General features: G+C 62.8%; 17 protein-coding genes. 8 read left to right on the forward strand and 9 right to left on the reverse strand.

Annotated features, from left to right (window positions below):
* Window positions 1-80: 80 nt before the first annotated feature.
* Window positions 81-227, reverse strand: coding sequence for a hypothetical protein (locus VQ071_RS06100; protein ID WP_340513003.1), 147 nt, complete (start codon window positions 225-227; stop codon window positions 81-83).
* A gap of 145 nt (window positions 228-372) precedes the next feature.
* Here VQ071_RS06100 and greA point away from each other — a divergent pair, with 145 nt between their 5' ends.
* From greA to VQ071_RS06125, 5 genes are all read left to right on the forward strand, one after another.
* Window positions 373-843: a transcription elongation factor GreA gene (gene greA, locus VQ071_RS06105; protein WP_340513004.1), complete on the forward strand. Its 471-nt coding sequence runs from the start codon at window positions 373-375 to the stop codon at window positions 841-843.
* 164 nt (window positions 844-1,007) lie between these two features.
* Window positions 1,008-1,265 carry a hypothetical protein gene (locus VQ071_RS06110; RefSeq protein ID WP_340513005.1) on the forward strand — a complete coding sequence of 86 codons (258 nt, stop codon included), beginning with the start codon at window positions 1,008-1,010 and terminating at the stop codon, window positions 1,263-1,265.
* Window positions 1,266-1,357: 92 nt separating this feature from the next.
* Window positions 1,358-1,921: a GNAT family N-acetyltransferase gene (locus tag VQ071_RS06115; RefSeq protein ID WP_340513006.1), complete on the forward strand. Its 564-nt coding sequence runs from the start codon at window positions 1,358-1,360 to the stop codon at window positions 1,919-1,921.
* Between the two features lie 418 nt (window positions 1,922-2,339).
* Window positions 2,340-2,468 (forward strand): paeninodin family lasso peptide, encoded by a 129-nt coding sequence (locus VQ071_RS06120; RefSeq protein WP_340513007.1) that lies wholly within the window; start codon window positions 2,340-2,342, stop codon window positions 2,466-2,468.
* 153 nt (window positions 2,469-2,621) lie between these two features.
* Window positions 2,622-3,254: a hypothetical protein gene (locus tag VQ071_RS06125; RefSeq protein WP_340513008.1), complete on the forward strand. Its 633-nt coding sequence runs from the start codon at window positions 2,622-2,624 to the stop codon at window positions 3,252-3,254.
* Window positions 3,255-3,303: 49 nt separating this feature from the next.
* Here VQ071_RS06125 and VQ071_RS06130 read toward each other — a convergent pair whose 3' ends face one another.
* Window positions 3,304-3,528: a hypothetical protein gene (locus tag VQ071_RS06130; RefSeq protein WP_340513009.1), complete on the reverse strand. Its 225-nt coding sequence runs from the start codon at window positions 3,526-3,528 to the stop codon at window positions 3,304-3,306.
* Between the two features lie 188 nt (window positions 3,529-3,716).
* On the opposite strand from VQ071_RS06130, the gene VQ071_RS06135 reads away from it, so the two are divergent.
* Window positions 3,717-4,007, forward strand: a complete 291-nt coding sequence (locus VQ071_RS06135) for a DUF6509 family protein (RefSeq protein WP_340513010.1) — start codon at window positions 3,717-3,719, stop codon at window positions 4,005-4,007.
* An 82-nt stretch (window positions 4,008-4,089) separates the two neighbouring features.
* On the opposite strand, the gene VQ071_RS06140 is transcribed toward VQ071_RS06135, so the two are convergent.
* Complete coding sequence (locus tag VQ071_RS06140; protein WP_340513011.1) at window positions 4,090-4,251, reverse strand: hypothetical protein; 162 nt, start codon at window positions 4,249-4,251, stop codon at window positions 4,090-4,092.
* A gap of 17 nt (window positions 4,252-4,268) precedes the next feature.
* Window positions 4,269-4,442, reverse strand: a complete 174-nt coding sequence (locus tag VQ071_RS06145) for a hypothetical protein (protein ID WP_340513012.1) — start codon at window positions 4,440-4,442, stop codon at window positions 4,269-4,271.
* A gap of 191 nt (window positions 4,443-4,633) precedes the next feature.
* Between VQ071_RS06145 and VQ071_RS06150 the strand changes: the two genes are divergently transcribed.
* Window positions 4,634-5,653, forward strand: a complete 1,020-nt coding sequence (locus VQ071_RS06150) for an HD-GYP domain-containing protein (protein ID WP_340513013.1) — start codon at window positions 4,634-4,636, stop codon at window positions 5,651-5,653.
* A gap of 40 nt (window positions 5,654-5,693) precedes the next feature.
* Here VQ071_RS06150 and VQ071_RS06155 read toward each other — a convergent pair whose 3' ends face one another.
* From VQ071_RS06155 to VQ071_RS06170, 4 genes are all read right to left on the reverse strand, one after another.
* Complete coding sequence (locus VQ071_RS06155) at window positions 5,694-6,422, reverse strand: SDR family oxidoreductase (protein ID WP_340513014.1); 729 nt, start codon at window positions 6,420-6,422, stop codon at window positions 5,694-5,696.
* Window positions 6,423-6,576: 154 nt separating this feature from the next.
* Window positions 6,577-7,530 carry a nucleoside hydrolase gene (locus VQ071_RS06160; RefSeq protein ID WP_340513015.1) on the reverse strand — a complete coding sequence of 318 codons (954 nt, stop codon included), beginning with the start codon at window positions 7,528-7,530 and terminating at the stop codon, window positions 6,577-6,579.
* A gap of 129 nt (window positions 7,531-7,659) precedes the next feature.
* A complete protein-coding gene (locus tag VQ071_RS06165; RefSeq protein WP_340513016.1) occupies window positions 7,660-8,772 on the reverse strand; it encodes an NADH:flavin oxidoreductase in 1,113 nt (370 codons plus the stop codon).
* Between the two features lie 104 nt (window positions 8,773-8,876).
* Window positions 8,877-9,221: an ArsR/SmtB family transcription factor gene (locus VQ071_RS06170; RefSeq protein ID WP_340513017.1), complete on the reverse strand. Its 345-nt coding sequence runs from the start codon at window positions 9,219-9,221 to the stop codon at window positions 8,877-8,879.
* Between the two features lie 197 nt (window positions 9,222-9,418).
* On the opposite strand from VQ071_RS06170, the gene VQ071_RS06175 reads away from it, so the two are divergent.
* Complete coding sequence (locus VQ071_RS06175) at window positions 9,419-11,578, forward strand: catalase (RefSeq protein WP_340513018.1); 2,160 nt, start codon at window positions 9,419-9,421, stop codon at window positions 11,576-11,578.
* A 140-nt stretch (window positions 11,579-11,718) separates the two neighbouring features.
* On the opposite strand, the gene VQ071_RS06180 is transcribed toward VQ071_RS06175, so the two are convergent.
* Window positions 11,719-12,858 carry a glycerate kinase family protein gene (locus tag VQ071_RS06180; protein WP_340513019.1) on the reverse strand — a complete coding sequence of 380 codons (1,140 nt, stop codon included), beginning with the start codon at window positions 12,856-12,858 and terminating at the stop codon, window positions 11,719-11,721.
* Between the last annotated feature and the right edge of the window lie 192 nt (window positions 12,859-13,050).

A 13,050-nucleotide genomic window follows, 5' to 3' on the forward strand; every position in this document is an offset into this window, starting at 1 on the left:
TTGTCAACGGGCCGCATGCAGACGGTTCATTCAAGCGGGGAAACGAAGTTTAGGCTATGCTATAATGAGTTGTTCCCGGCTCAAGGGCTCTCTTGGGGCGTGGAGGAAAACACGTGGCGAACGGCAGGGCCGTCCCAAAAGGCTTCGTTGACGAGGCGCCACGTGCCGACGAGTGCGAGCGCGCCGCAGATGCCGATGAGCAGCAATTTTTTGAGGGTCCGGTACATGGCGGGTTCTCCTTTGGACGGCTTGCTCCCATTATTGGCGAAGCGGGCCGATCATTTCTGTAACCTCGCATACAAAACAAGCCGTTTTTTTGCCGATCAGGGCAAAGCTACGCAAATAAAACCACGATTAATGGAGGTAGTGCCGATGGTATCCGATGAAGTCATCTTGACTGCGGAAGGATTAGCACAATTGGAGCAGGAGCTCGAGGAACTGAAGACGGTGAAGCGCAGGGAGCTGGCGGCCCGCATCAAGACGGCGATCAGCTACGGCGACCTGAAGGAGAATAGCGAGTACCACTCCGCCAAGGAGGAGCAGGCGTTCATGGAGACGCGGATCCTCACGATCGATCGGATGCTGAAGAAGGCGCGCGTTGTGAAAAGCGCCAGCTCGGACGCCGTCTCGGTCGGCTCGGTCGTCGTGCTGCGGGACCGGGAGTTCGACGAGACGATCGAGTACCGGATCGTAGGGCCGGCCGAGGCGGATGTCATGGCGTCCAAGATCTCCTACGAGAGCCCGCTCGGCAAAGCGCTCATGGGCAAAGCGGTCGGCGAGAGCGTCAGCGTCGATGCGCCAATGGGTACGATTCAATATGAGCTGCTGGAGATCAAGGCGTAGTAGCTGCTCCCCTTCTTCAGCACTTTTGGCGCCGACTGCTGCAGCCGCGAGCGCCCTTGTGCAGGGTGCTTCGCTTCACCCGCCGGACCGTTGGTGGTATGCGGGGCGGATTTCTGGATAAATAATGAGCAGGACCGGAAATCCGATAGCGAGGAGTGACGGCGATGAGCTGGGCATTGGAGCAGGCGTACGCCTGCGTGAACAAAATGAAGGAACGTGCCGCAGAGGATGAATCATATCGGCTGCTCGTACTGAGCGATCCGGAGACGGCCTGCCGGCTGGTGACCGGCGAGTCGCTGCCGGAGGGGGTCCGGATGACCGTGCGCGAGCACGGGCCGGAAGGACTGGATATTGTCGTGCACGGGCTGCAGGAGACCTGGCCGACCGGCGAGCTCGGGCCGGAGGAATCGGTTTTGGATTAGACGCAGCGCAGGGAGCTCTGTCGGCTTCGCCTCTTTTCGGAGGGGCGGGGCCGTTTTTGTTGCCGATTATGAACAAACCTGGAGGATGGCATATGGCACAAGTATATTTACGCAGGCTGACGGGGAGCGATGCGACTGGGTTGCTCGATCTAAGGCGCCGCAACCGCGCCTTCTTCGAGCCGTTCGAGCCGATCCGGCCGGATCGGGAGTTCGCCTCCGAGGGCATCCGGGACCTGCTGTCCCAGGATGCGCTTCATTGGGAGCGCGGGAGCGGGTATGGCTTCGGCATCTTCCTGGGGGGAGAAGACAAGCTGGTCGGGCGCGTCAATCTGAGCAATGTGGTGCGCGGCGCATGGGAGAGCTGCACGGTGGGTTACTATCTGGACAAGGATATGAACGGGCGGGGTCTGATGACAGAGGCGCTCGGGCTCGCGCTCGAATATGCGTTTGGTGAAGCGGGCTTGCACCGGGTGCAGGCTGCCGTGATGCCCCGGAACCTGCCCTCGATCCGCGTCGTCGAGAAGAATGGCTTCAGGTACGAAGGCTTGGCCGAATATTACCTCAAGATTAACGGCAGATGGGAGCATCACCATATCTACAGCCTCACCCGGGAGCATTGGACCCCGGGACGCAGATTGCCTGACGACATGAATTAACCAAAGATAACTGCGGTCCTGCCCCAAAAGAGCTAGATTAGTCTTATCCAATAAGGCTGTAAGCGCCGGGCAGCGAGGCTGATCGAAATGAAAAAATATGTCGTCATGCACATGCGATTGATGGTTTGGAAATGTGCATTTATGCGTTTTCGCGGTTTTCAACCGGTCTCTGCGGCTCTGCGTGTCATGCCGGCTGTCGTCCCCTGCAGAAGAAGGCCGCGAGCGAGAACGAGGCCGGGCAAGGCTTCCGGCTCTTCCGAAGGTGCGAGCTGCGACGCTTCGCCGCGTGCGGGACCCCGGCCGATCCAGATTTTTATTGACAGTCCGGCAGAGCGGTGATAATCTGAGCTTGTCCTCAATGATACAATTTGTATCTGATCAGGAAGTCCTACAATCCGATTAAAAAGGAGCGGTTGCGATGAAGAAGGAATGGACGCTTCCGGTACTCGAGGTGCTCGAGATCAAGATGACGATGAAGTACTGGCCTCCTGTTCATCCTCCCGGCGGCGGCGGACACCCTCATCCACATCCGGGCACGGACAGCTAGTCGCCGTTCAGGCAAAACGCCTCAGACGCCGGCGCAGGCCGGCATCTGAGGCGCTCGTTTCCGAATTGTACGGCTGCAAACGCTTCACTTGAGCGGCCGTGGAGCCGCAAGCCTCCGATCGCCGCGGCATCAAGCCGAAGGGAGCTGAGAAAGGTGTACGCCAAGGTCACGAGCAAGCGGCAGGATCGCGTATTCCGCCGGACGTGGGAGATCTGCTGCGCCAAGTACGGCTGGGCGAACGATCCTTACGCACCGGACGGAATCAGATACGTACTGTTGCGCGGCGGGCGCATGCCGCTGCTTCGCCGCCGTACGGTAGGCACGATCGAGTTCATTCCCTATCGCCCGGACAATCCCCGCAGCACGGTCGAAGGCCCGCACAAGCATCGCTTCTTCGAGGAGCCGGAGATTCGGGACGACCCCTCCCGGATCTGGGAGATCGACAAGCTCTGCATCGCCGAGGCGTATCGGCGCCAGGGACATTTCGGCACATTCCTGGAGATCTTCTACGACCATGCGGCGAGCAACGCCCCCCGCTACTATATCGCGTTGATCGAGCGCAGGCTGTACCGCATGCTCCGCATCGTGTTCGGACTCGGCATCGAGCAGCGCGGGCCTGCCATGGAAGGGCCGACCGCCGCGCTCATCCCCGTCCTGTTCGATGTTGGACGAATTCTGGCGGACAAGGCGGAGGTGGCGCGCCTGCTCCGCGAAGCCGGGCGCTCATCGGCAGCCGCCGCCCGCAAGCATCGTCCCGTCCGCTCCCCGGCACAGAAGAGAGTCTAGCGGCCTCGGCCTCCCCAGACGTCGCCAGACTCTATCTATTGGCGCCTCCCTAAGCCCTTCTTCCGGGACGCAGCCGAATAGCCGATTCTTCGTAATGCGCATAGCTGACGCCGCTGCCGAACCCGCTCTCGAACGCCCAATTCGCCAGGCTCTCCGCCTGCGTTGCCTGCAGGTCCGTGAACCCGAACCGTATTTTCATATCCGCCAGATACTGTCGCTTCACTTCCTCGAAAAATCGCTCGTTCTCCCGCCGCTGCAAAAATTCGTCTCCCATGCCGCCAGCCTCCTTTTATGTGACAGTATCGACCGATACGCGGGAGATTAGACGCGGGCCGTCCCCCCGGATCGGCTGTCCGGCCGGCGATTCGCTCGTCCCGCGCCGATTGTATTCGGCGTCATCCGTTGTATACTGTTAGAGCAGCCGGGCGACCGGCGCGGCTATTCATTCCGGGAGGGCGAATCATGGACATCACCGCCTATACGGTCGAGCGGATCAAGGACCCGTTCGGCATTCTGCAGGGGCAGAGATACGAATTCAAGCTGGAGATCGAGGTCGACGAGGAGGACGAGCTGTACGTCGAGCAGGGCGTCTACGCCCGTATCGTCTACAAGGAAGACGGCGACGCGTCGGGCATACTCGTATGCGACTGGATGGAACGGTCGACGAACCGATTTTTGGCGCTCGCGGCCGAGCCCGAGGAGCTAGCCGAGCTGTCCGCCTTCTGCGCGGCGCATCTGCCAGAGGAAGAATAAACGACAAGCAGGCAAGGCAGGACGTCCCTGCGTATGCAGAGGCGGTCTGCCTTGCCTGCTTTTTGGAAGCGCACCGCTTCGATCAGAACCTCGGAATAATATATTTGGCGAGGAAGTACAGGACGCCGAAAAAGATCAGGACGTAAGCGGTATACTTGATAAAGGTAGATGCGACGAGGCTGGAATCGTATTTTTTCTCCACATGATGCTGTTCGTACTCGACATTGCGCTGCTCGATCGACATGGTCGAACCCTCCTTTATTATTGAAGACTCGGAAGCACATATTGGGTCAGGAAGTACAACAGGCCAAGCAGAATTGCGAAGTATGCCGTATACTCGATCAATGAGACGGCGACGGGCTCGTTCTCCGCAGATCGCTCATAGGTCTCTTCCAGCAGATCCGGCTGCTCCAGGTATCGCTCAGGCATCGACATCGTATCTCCCTCCTTCCGGCGGGCATTGATCCAAGGATATCATCCATTACCCGCGTCCCATTCCCGCCAATCAACCGCCACACGTCTTTCTTATACCGGTATCATTTTTTTCTCTTTAAGGCATGAGGGAATATGTATTAGACTGGAAGTTGTCTCTATATCAAAAGTCCCGAATGACAGGAGGGTCCCCGATGCGGTATGCGGAGCTCCTAGGCAAAAAAGTCAAGCATGACATCGTTCACCAGGGCTTAGTGCTCGTACCGGCGGGAGTCCTTTTGGACCTTCATCATATTCAATTGCTGGAGAATTATCGGATCGATCCGGAAGAGATCCTGCTGTTGGGAGAGACGATCCCGTCTGCCGAGGCGGAGAGCGAGACGGCGGTCACCATGGCCCAGGCCGTCCGGTTCACGCGGGAGATGTTCGAGCGCATACGCGAGATCGGGCAGCTGGACCCCGAGGAGATCGAGCACACGCTCGTCCCGATGATCATGCAGATCTCGGAGAACAAGGACATGTTCCAGCTATTCAAGACGGTCAGGGCGAAGGACGAATATACGCATCAGCACAACATCGGGGTCAGCGTGCTGTCCACGCTGATCGGACGCTGGCTGGGCTGGAGCGAGGAGGCTGTGGCGCTGCTGTCGCTGGCGGCTTCGCTGCACGACGTCGGGAAGGTCAGAATCTCGGACGAGATTCTGCTGAAGCCGGGCAAGCTCACTGCCGAGGAGTACGCGGAGATGAAGCGGCACACCGAGTACGGCTACGAGATACTGAAGGCGAATGCCGGGATTCATCCGCGCGTCGCACTCGTCGCGCTCCAGCATCATGAGCGGGGCGACGGCGGCGGATATCCGCGGGGAATCCGGAGCGACCAGATGGACATTATGAGCCGGGTCGTGGCGGTGGCCGACATTTTTCATGCGATGTCGTCGCGGCGTCCCTACCACGAGCCGATGCCGTTCTACAGAGTCGTCAACGAGATGCGGGCGGGCGCCTTCGGCGAGCTGGACCCGTATATCGTATCGGTATTTCTCGACCAGATCATCCGCCATCTCGTCGGCCGCCGGGTGAAGCTGAGCGACGGCCGCTGGGGAGAGGTCGTCTATATCGATCCGCACGAGGACATGCATCCGCTGGTCCGGGTCGGGACGACGTTCGTCGATCTGAAGCAGGAGCGGCAGCTGCATGTCGTCGAGATTATCGTCTAGATTGTGGGCCCGACCTTGACGCGGCCGGGCGCCTGATCACTCACCAGGGGACCGGTCCGCTGTCCGCGAAGAAGCCGCCGGTCGGCCCGTTGTCCGGCAGCAGCGCCAGCCGGACCGGCGTGCGCGCTCCCTCCGCCGCCGTCCGGGACGAGGCGTAGCCTGTCATGCCGGTCGCGCAATAGCCGGGATCCGCTGCATTGACCTTGATCCCGTCGTCGGCGAGATCCTTGGCCAGCAGGACGGTCAGCGCGTTGACGGCCGTCTTGGAGGAGTTGTAGCCGAGCATCAGGAACGCACCGAGCTCGAACGAGGGGTCTCCGTGAAGCTGGAGGGAGGCGAGCGAGCTCGACATGTTCACGATCCGTCCGGCCGCCGATCTGCGCAGCAGAGGCAGCATCGCCTTCGTGGCGCGGATGACGCCCAGCACATTGGTCTCGTAGACCTGGCTGACGAGCTCCGCGCTGGAGCTGCCCGGACGCTCCTCGGGGAGCAGCACCCCGGCATTGTTGACCAGAATGTCCAGTCTGCCGTACCGCTGCGCGATCGCTGCCGCAGCCTTCGTCACCTGAGCTTCATCCGTGACGTCGATCTCGATGACGTCCGCCTCCGCGCCGTCCGCGCTCAGCCGCCGGACCGCCTCCGCCCCGCGGGCGCTGTCGCGCGCGCCGACGAGCACCTTGACGCCCGCTGCGCCGAGCTGGCGGCAGATCTCGTAGCCGATGCCCTGGTTGCCGCCGGTGACGAGCGCGATTTTCCGATATTCCGTCATATATTTGCTCCTCTGCGGCTTGATCCATCCCCTCTATTGTAGTTGTCATGCGAATCCCGCCAGAAGTGAGACAAGTCACCGTATCTGTCATGCGCGTGCATGACGGGACCGGTGACTTGTATGGTTCAATGCCGTCGTCAGATGAAGGCCGTCGTCAGATGAAGGCCGACAGCAGCTTGCCGACCGCCGTCTTGGCGTCGACGTCGATACTGACCTGGATCGGCGTGCCGACGCTTGGGCTCGGCCGCAGGTCGGCGACCGTCATGCCGGCGCACAGCGCGCTCTCGCATTCGACCGTGACGCGCATCGTGCGGTTGGTCACGAGCCCGGGCTCCTCGGCTGCGAGCACGGTGAGCGGATCGTGCATCGGCGCGGCGTCCACGAAGTGGTTGGCCTGGCGATAGAACTCGAAGTAATAAGACATCGAGGCCCGCAGGAAGTCGACGATCTGCCGGTTCTCCGGACGGCACCGGCGCGCCAGGAAGTCCAGGTGCTCGATGCCGAGGTTCGTCTTCATCGTGACGTCGAGTCCGACCATGACGATGTCGAGCCCCGACGCGAACACGATGTCCGCGGCTTCGGGGTCGCCCCAGATGTTCGCCTCGGCGACCGGGGTTACGTTGCCGGCCGTCTGCACGGCGCCGCCCATCACATATACCTGCTTGATCTTGCGCGTCAGGGAAGGGTCCTTGGCCAGCGCCTGGGCGACGTTGGTCAGGCGTCCGAGCGTGATCAGGACGAGCTCGCCGCCAAGCTCCCCCGCCTTGCGGACGATGAAGTCGTCGGCGCGCTCGTCGAGCGGCTGCTGGCCCGAGGCCGGCAGTTCGACGTCGCCGATGCCGTTGTGCCCGTGCACATGGGGCGTGAAGCCGGTGGGCGGACGCTTCAGCGGCCGGTCGGAGCCGATCGCGACCGGCACCTCATAGGAGGCGTCGGCCAGCTTGATGATGCGCAGCGTGTTGTCCGTCGCCTGCTGCACGTCCACGTTGCCGAAGACGGTGGTGATGCCCTCTACGCGAAGGACGGGGGATTTGAGCGCGTACAGAATAGCTAATGCATCGTCGATGCCGGTATCGGCGTCGATGATGACCTTGCGTGGTTGCGTCAAGGGGTTGGGCTCCTTTGTCGATCGGATGTTCCGCGGAGTGGCCGCGCGTCTTCGAATTATAGCACGACGATTGTCCCGATAGCATGCAAGAGGCGCGCGGATCGCTCCGCGCGCCTTGGTCGGTCTATATCAGCTGAGCGAGCCGAGCGCCTCGCGCGTGAACGCCCGGAGCTCTTCGGTGCGGCCCTCGCGGATTTTCCTGGCCCACGAGGGATCGTTCAGCAGCGCCCGTCCGACGGCGACAAGGTCGAATTCCCCGCGCGCCAGGCGCTCGACAAGCGCATCCAGGCCGACGTTATCGGCGCCCTTGCCTTCGGCGAAGAGGCTCGTAAACTCGGAGTCGAGACCGACGGAGCCGACGGTGATGGTCGGCTTGCCGGTGAGCTTCTTGGTCCAGCCCGCCAGGTTCAGATCGGAGCCTGCGAACTCCGGCTCCCAGAAGCGGCGCGTGGAGCAGTGGAAAATATCGACGCCGGCCGCGGACAGCGGAGACAGGAATCGCTCCAGCTCCTCCGGCGTCGGCGCCAGCTTGGCGCCGTAGGCGACCGGCTTCCACTGGGAGTAGCGGAAGACGATCGGGAAGTCAGGCCCGACCGCCGCGCGGACCGCCTCGATGACCTCGACCGCAAACCGGGTGCGCCCGACCATATCGCCGCCGTACTCGTCCGTGCGCTTGTTGGTGACCTCCCAGAAGAACTGGTCGATCAGGTAGCCGTGCGCGCCGTGAATCTCCACCCCGTCGAACCCGATCCGCTTCGCATCGGCGGCCGCCTGCGCATAGCCCTGCACCAGCCCGCGGATCTCCTCCTTCGTCAGCGGCTCGGACACCGGCTCGCCCGTCAGACTGAGACCGGACGGACCGATCGGCGCGACGTCGGATTCGGGGAACGTCTCGCGCTGGCGCGCCGTGCCGACATGCCAGATCTGCGGTATAATCTTGCCGCCCGCCTCATGCACCTCGCGTACGACGCGCGCCCAGCCCTCCAATGCCTCCTCACCGTAGAAATGCGGAACATTGCGGTCGGCTGCGGCCGCCGGATGGTCGATCACCGTGCCTTCGGTGACGATCAGGCCGACGCCGTTCTCGGCTCTGCGGCGGTAGTAGCCGGCCACATCCGGGCCCGGTACGCCATTGGGCGAGAAGCCGCGGGTCATCGGCGCCATGACGATCCGGCTGGCGAGCGTCAGCTTTTCTCCTGCAAAAGGTTCGAACAGTGCCGCTGTCGTTTGGGATAAGGTCATCGGTCTCTCTCCTTGGACGGGCGAATCGCCCTTATTTTTATATATCTATAAATATGAATATATAGATTAATGCTTGCAAGCGCAAGCCTCAGCCATGCTCTGCCTCAGCCATGCTCCGCTTCAGCCTTGCCCTGCATGTCCGCCGTCAGCCCCTGCAAAAACGCCGCAATCTCCTGCTCGTTGCGTCTGTAGTATGTCCATTGTCCGTACCGGCGAGACTCCAGCAGGCCCGCTTTTTGCATGGATGCGAGATAGGAGGAGATGACCGACTGCGTCAATCCGGCCTTTTCCTGAATGCTGCCCACGCAGACGCTGCCGGGAAATGCCCGCTGCACGTCCGTCGGCTGCGCCCTGAACTGCAGCTCGGGCTCCCGCAGCCAGCATAAAATGTTGAGACGGGTCTCGTTGGACAGCGCCTTGAGCACGGCGAGCTTGCCTTCAAACTCCATATCCCGTCGACTCCTTTACCCCTTGTTTGCACCAGTATAGCAATTCGGAGCAGTCCGCAAAAGACCGCCGCCGCCGAGCTCCTTTTCCCGATCCGCAGTATGCTTAATGATGGCAGCTCCTGGGTAAAGTATTCCGGTTAACCGCCGCTACATAAGAAACGCGGAATATCGGTCAATATCGAGGAGGAAGCGAGCGCATGGCGAAAAAACAGGACGGCAGGCCAGGGAAGACAACGAAGAACGGACGGCCGGAACAATCCGCGTCCGAGAAGACCGCGAAGGACGAGCAGTTGGAACAGTTCACGGTAGACGCGACCGGGCAGAAGCTCACCACGAACCAGGGCCTTCGCATGGCGGAGGACGAGTTCTCCCTCAAGGCGGGCGAGCGCGGACCGACGCTCCTCGAGGACTTTCACTTCCGCGAGAAAATGACCCACTTCGACCATGAGCGCATCCCGGAGCGGGTCGTGCATGCCAGAGGCTTCGGCGCGCACGGCTTCTTCCAGGTGTACGAGCCGCAGGCGGATATTACCAAGGCGGGCTTCCTGCAGGACCCGGCCGTCAAAACGCCGGTATTCGTCCGATTTTCCACCGTCGCGGGCTCGCGCGGTTCCGCCGATACGGTGCGGGACGTGCGGGGCTTCGCCGTTAAATTTTATACCGAGGAAGGCAACTACGATCTGGTCGGCAACAACATCCCGGTGTTCTTCATCCAGGATGCGATCAAGTTCCCCGACTTCATCCACGCCGTGAAGCCGGAGCCGCACAACGAGGTGCCGCAGGCGCAGTCGGCGCACGACACGTTCTGGGACTTCGTCACGACGAACACCGAGGCCGCGCACATGGTCATGTGGGCGATGAGCGACCGCGCGCTGCCGCGCAGCTTCCGCATGATGGAGGGCTTCGGCGTCAATACGTTCCGTCTCGTCAACGCGGAGGGCGTGGCGCGCTTCGTGAAGTTCCACTGGAAGCCGGTGCTCGGCGTCCACTCGACCGTCTGGGACGAGACGCAGAAGATCGCGGGCAAGGACCCCGACTTCCACCGCCGCGACCTGTGGGATGCGATCGAGATGGGCAGCTATCCGGAATGGGAGCTCGGCGTGCAGCTGATCGAGGAGGACGAGGAGTTCAACTTCGACTTCGACATTCTCGACCCGACCAAGCTGTGGCCCGAGGAGCTCGTGCCGGTGCGGCTCATCGGCAAGATGACGCTCAACCGCAACACGGACAACTTCTTCGCGGAGACCGAGCAGGTCGCCTTCCACCCGGGCCATGTCGTGCCGGGAATCGACTTTTCGAACGATCCGCTGCTCCAGGGCCGGCTGTTCTCCTACACCGATACCCAGCTCAAGCGCGTCGGCGGCCCGAACTTCCACGAGCTGCCGATCAACCGCCCGGTGGCGCCGGTGCACAACAACCAGCGCGACGGGATGGCGCGGATGACGATCAATCCGGGACAGGTGTCTTATCACAAAAACGGACTGGCCGGCAACAGCCCGTCACCGGCCTCGGAGGCGGAGGGCGGCTACAAGCATTACGAGGAGAAGGTGGAGGGCCGCAAGGTGCGCGCGCGCAGCGAGAGCTTCAAGGATCACTTCAGTCAGGCCGCCATGTTCTACCAGAGCCTGTCCGAGCCTGAGCAGCTGCACCTGATCAAGGCGTTCCAGTTCGAGCTGAGCAAGGTAAAGAGCAAGGAGGTGCGCCAGCGGACGGTCGACGTATTCTCGCAGGTCGATCCCGGGCTCGCGACCCAACTCGCGGACGCCATCGGCGCGATGCCGCCCGCATCGGGCGCGCAGCCGAAGGTGACGATGAAGTCGCCCGCGCTCAGCATCCTGAACAAGGCCAAGTCGCCCAAGACGCGCAAGGTCGCCGTGCTGACGGCCGTCGCGTTCGCGGACGCCGAGCTGACAGAGGTGCTCGCACCGCTCGCCGTGGAGGGCGTCACCGCCGAACTCGTGGGCACCAAGCTCGGCTTCCTGCCGACCGATGCCGACGGGCAGGTCGAGGTCATGCACCATCTGGAGTCGGCGGACTCCGTCCTGTTCGACGCCGTCTACGTCGCAGGCGGCCGCGAGAGCGTGGACGCGCTGCTGGCGCAGCCGCTGGCGGTGGACTTCGTCCGCCAGGCGTACCGCCACTACAAGCCGATCGCCGCGATCGGCGAAGGCGCAGACCTGCTCTCGGCGGCGGGCGTGGGCGCGCCTACGCCGGAAGGCGCCAAGGCGACAGGCTCGGTGAACCAGCCGGCCTGGAACGAGCCCGGCGTCGTCGTCGCCGCCAAGCCGGACGCCGCCTTCGCGAAGTCGTTCGTCGAGGCGATCGCGGAGCACCGGCACTGGACGCGGAAGGTGTAAGGAAGCGAAGCGGAAATCAAAGAAGCAGCCCCGGCGGGGCTGCTTCTTTGATTGAGTGCCGGCACCTGCGGTGGTGAACCGCTCGAATGTGTGCGGTTCTGCCGCTGCTCGTCGCCGCGTGACACGAGTACCTGAGGGCCTCAGCCGCGTGCCGTCTTGATCAGCCGGGTGATACTGCGCATGCATCGCATCAGGTTATCCTCCGCCTCCGACACACATTCGTCCAGCGTGGCGGGGCGGGCGACGATCGGAAAGATCGCCGCGAACCGCGCGTACAGCGGCTCGATCGCCGGGCCCAGGCCGCCGGATACGAGAATCGCCGGAACCCCTTCGCCGGCGGCCCATTCCGCTACGCGGAAGGGCAGCTTGCCGCTCAGCGTCTGCGCATCGGTGCGCCCCTCGCCGGTCAGCACCCAGTCGGCGCCCCTGATCCGCTCCTGAAGTCCGGCCGCCCTGGCCACCACCTCCGCCCCCGACTCGATGCGGGCGCCGAGCCGCAGCAACGCATAGCCGAGCCCGCCAGCGGCCCCTGCCCCTGCACAATCAGCCAGGCCGTCCCCGCTGGCGTCCGGCTCCAGCATATCCGCATACCGGCGCATGGCCTCATCAAGCTCCGCTGCCTGCCCGGGAGTCACACCCTTCTGCGGGCCATATACGAACGTGGCGCCGGCCGGGCCTGTCAGCGGACTCGTCACGTCGCTGGCCGCCGTGATCTCGCATGTCGCGAGCCGCGGGTCCAGGCCGCTCCAGTCGACTCCGGCGACCCGCAGCAAATCCCGGCCCCGGCCGTGCAGCTGACGCCCCTCCGCATCGCGGAAAAGCACGCCGAGCGCGGCCAGCATCCCCATACCGCCGTCGTTCACGGCGCTGCCGCCGAGTCCGACGATCAACCGTGCGGCGCCGCTATCCAGCGCATGCACGATCATCTCGCCGAGTCCGCGCGAGGTCGCCGCGTACGGATCGCGTCCCTCTGCCGTGACCATCGGCAGGCCGCATATATTCGCCGTCTCGATCACATATACCGGCTCGCCGCCCACCCGGATCAAGCCCATCCGGGCGACGGTGCCCGGTTCCAACGGCCCGTGTACGACGAATTCTTCATAGCTGCCTCCGCTGGCCTCGACGAGCGCCTCGACGGTGCCTTCGCCGCCGTCCGCCATCGGGATGACGTCGATCTCCGCGTCGGGGATTTCCCGACGCACAGCCGCAGCCATGATGGCGCCGACCTCCCGCGATGTCAAGCTGCCCTTGTACGAATCCGGCGCGATCACAAAGCGCATGATTATTCTCCTCCCGAATGGCAATCCAATAATAGGTATTAACCTGTATGATACGCCTGTACGGCCGGCAGCGCCAAATCGCCCCTGCCACTCGCCCCCGCCACTCGCCCCCGCCAATCGAATCTGCCACGTATGCACATCATCGTTTGATCGGTTATGCGTTGCCCGGTCTCGGCTGTCCGGCCGCTTTCT

The organism is Cohnella sp. 56 (assembly GCF_037963805.1).
Taxonomy (GTDB): Bacteria; Bacillota; Bacilli; order Paenibacillales; family Paenibacillaceae; genus Cohnella.

Coding starts and splice junctions, on each gene's coding strand:
- VQ071_RS06100 (WP_340513003.1), bottom strand. CDS start 227: ATGTACCGGACCCTCAAAAAATTGCTGCTCATCGGCATCTGCGGCGCG.
- greA (WP_340513004.1), top strand. CDS start 373: ATGGTATCCGATGAAGTCATCTTGACTGCGGAAGGATTAGCACAATTG.
- VQ071_RS06110 (WP_340513005.1), top strand. CDS start 1,008: ATGAGCTGGGCATTGGAGCAGGCGTACGCCTGCGTGAACAAAATGAAG.
- VQ071_RS06115 (WP_340513006.1), top strand. CDS start 1,358: ATGGCACAAGTATATTTACGCAGGCTGACGGGGAGCGATGCGACTGGG.
- VQ071_RS06120 (WP_340513007.1), top strand. CDS start 2,340: ATGAAGAAGGAATGGACGCTTCCGGTACTCGAGGTGCTCGAGATCAAG.
- VQ071_RS06130 (WP_340513009.1), bottom strand. CDS start 3,528: ATGGGAGACGAATTTTTGCAGCGGCGGGAGAACGAGCGATTTTTCGAG.
- VQ071_RS06135 (WP_340513010.1), top strand. CDS start 3,717: ATGGACATCACCGCCTATACGGTCGAGCGGATCAAGGACCCGTTCGGC.
- VQ071_RS06140 (WP_340513011.1), bottom strand. CDS start 4,251: ATGTCGATCGAGCAGCGCAATGTCGAGTACGAACAGCATCATGTGGAG.
- VQ071_RS06145 (WP_340513012.1), bottom strand. CDS start 4,442: ATGTCGATGCCTGAGCGATACCTGGAGCAGCCGGATCTGCTGGAAGAG.
- VQ071_RS06150 (WP_340513013.1), top strand. CDS start 4,634: ATGCGGTATGCGGAGCTCCTAGGCAAAAAAGTCAAGCATGACATCGTT.
- VQ071_RS06155 (WP_340513014.1), bottom strand. CDS start 6,422: ATGACGGAATATCGGAAAATCGCGCTCGTCACCGGCGGCAACCAGGGC.
- VQ071_RS06165 (WP_340513016.1), bottom strand. CDS start 8,772: ATGACCTTATCCCAAACGACAGCGGCACTGTTCGAACCTTTTGCAGGA.
- VQ071_RS06170 (WP_340513017.1), bottom strand. CDS start 9,221: ATGGAGTTTGAAGGCAAGCTCGCCGTGCTCAAGGCGCTGTCCAACGAG.
- VQ071_RS06175 (WP_340513018.1), top strand. CDS start 9,419: ATGGCGAAAAAACAGGACGGCAGGCCAGGGAAGACAACGAAGAACGGA.
- VQ071_RS06180 (WP_340513019.1), bottom strand. CDS start 12,858: ATGCGCTTTGTGATCGCGCCGGATTCGTACAAGGGCAGCTTGACATCG.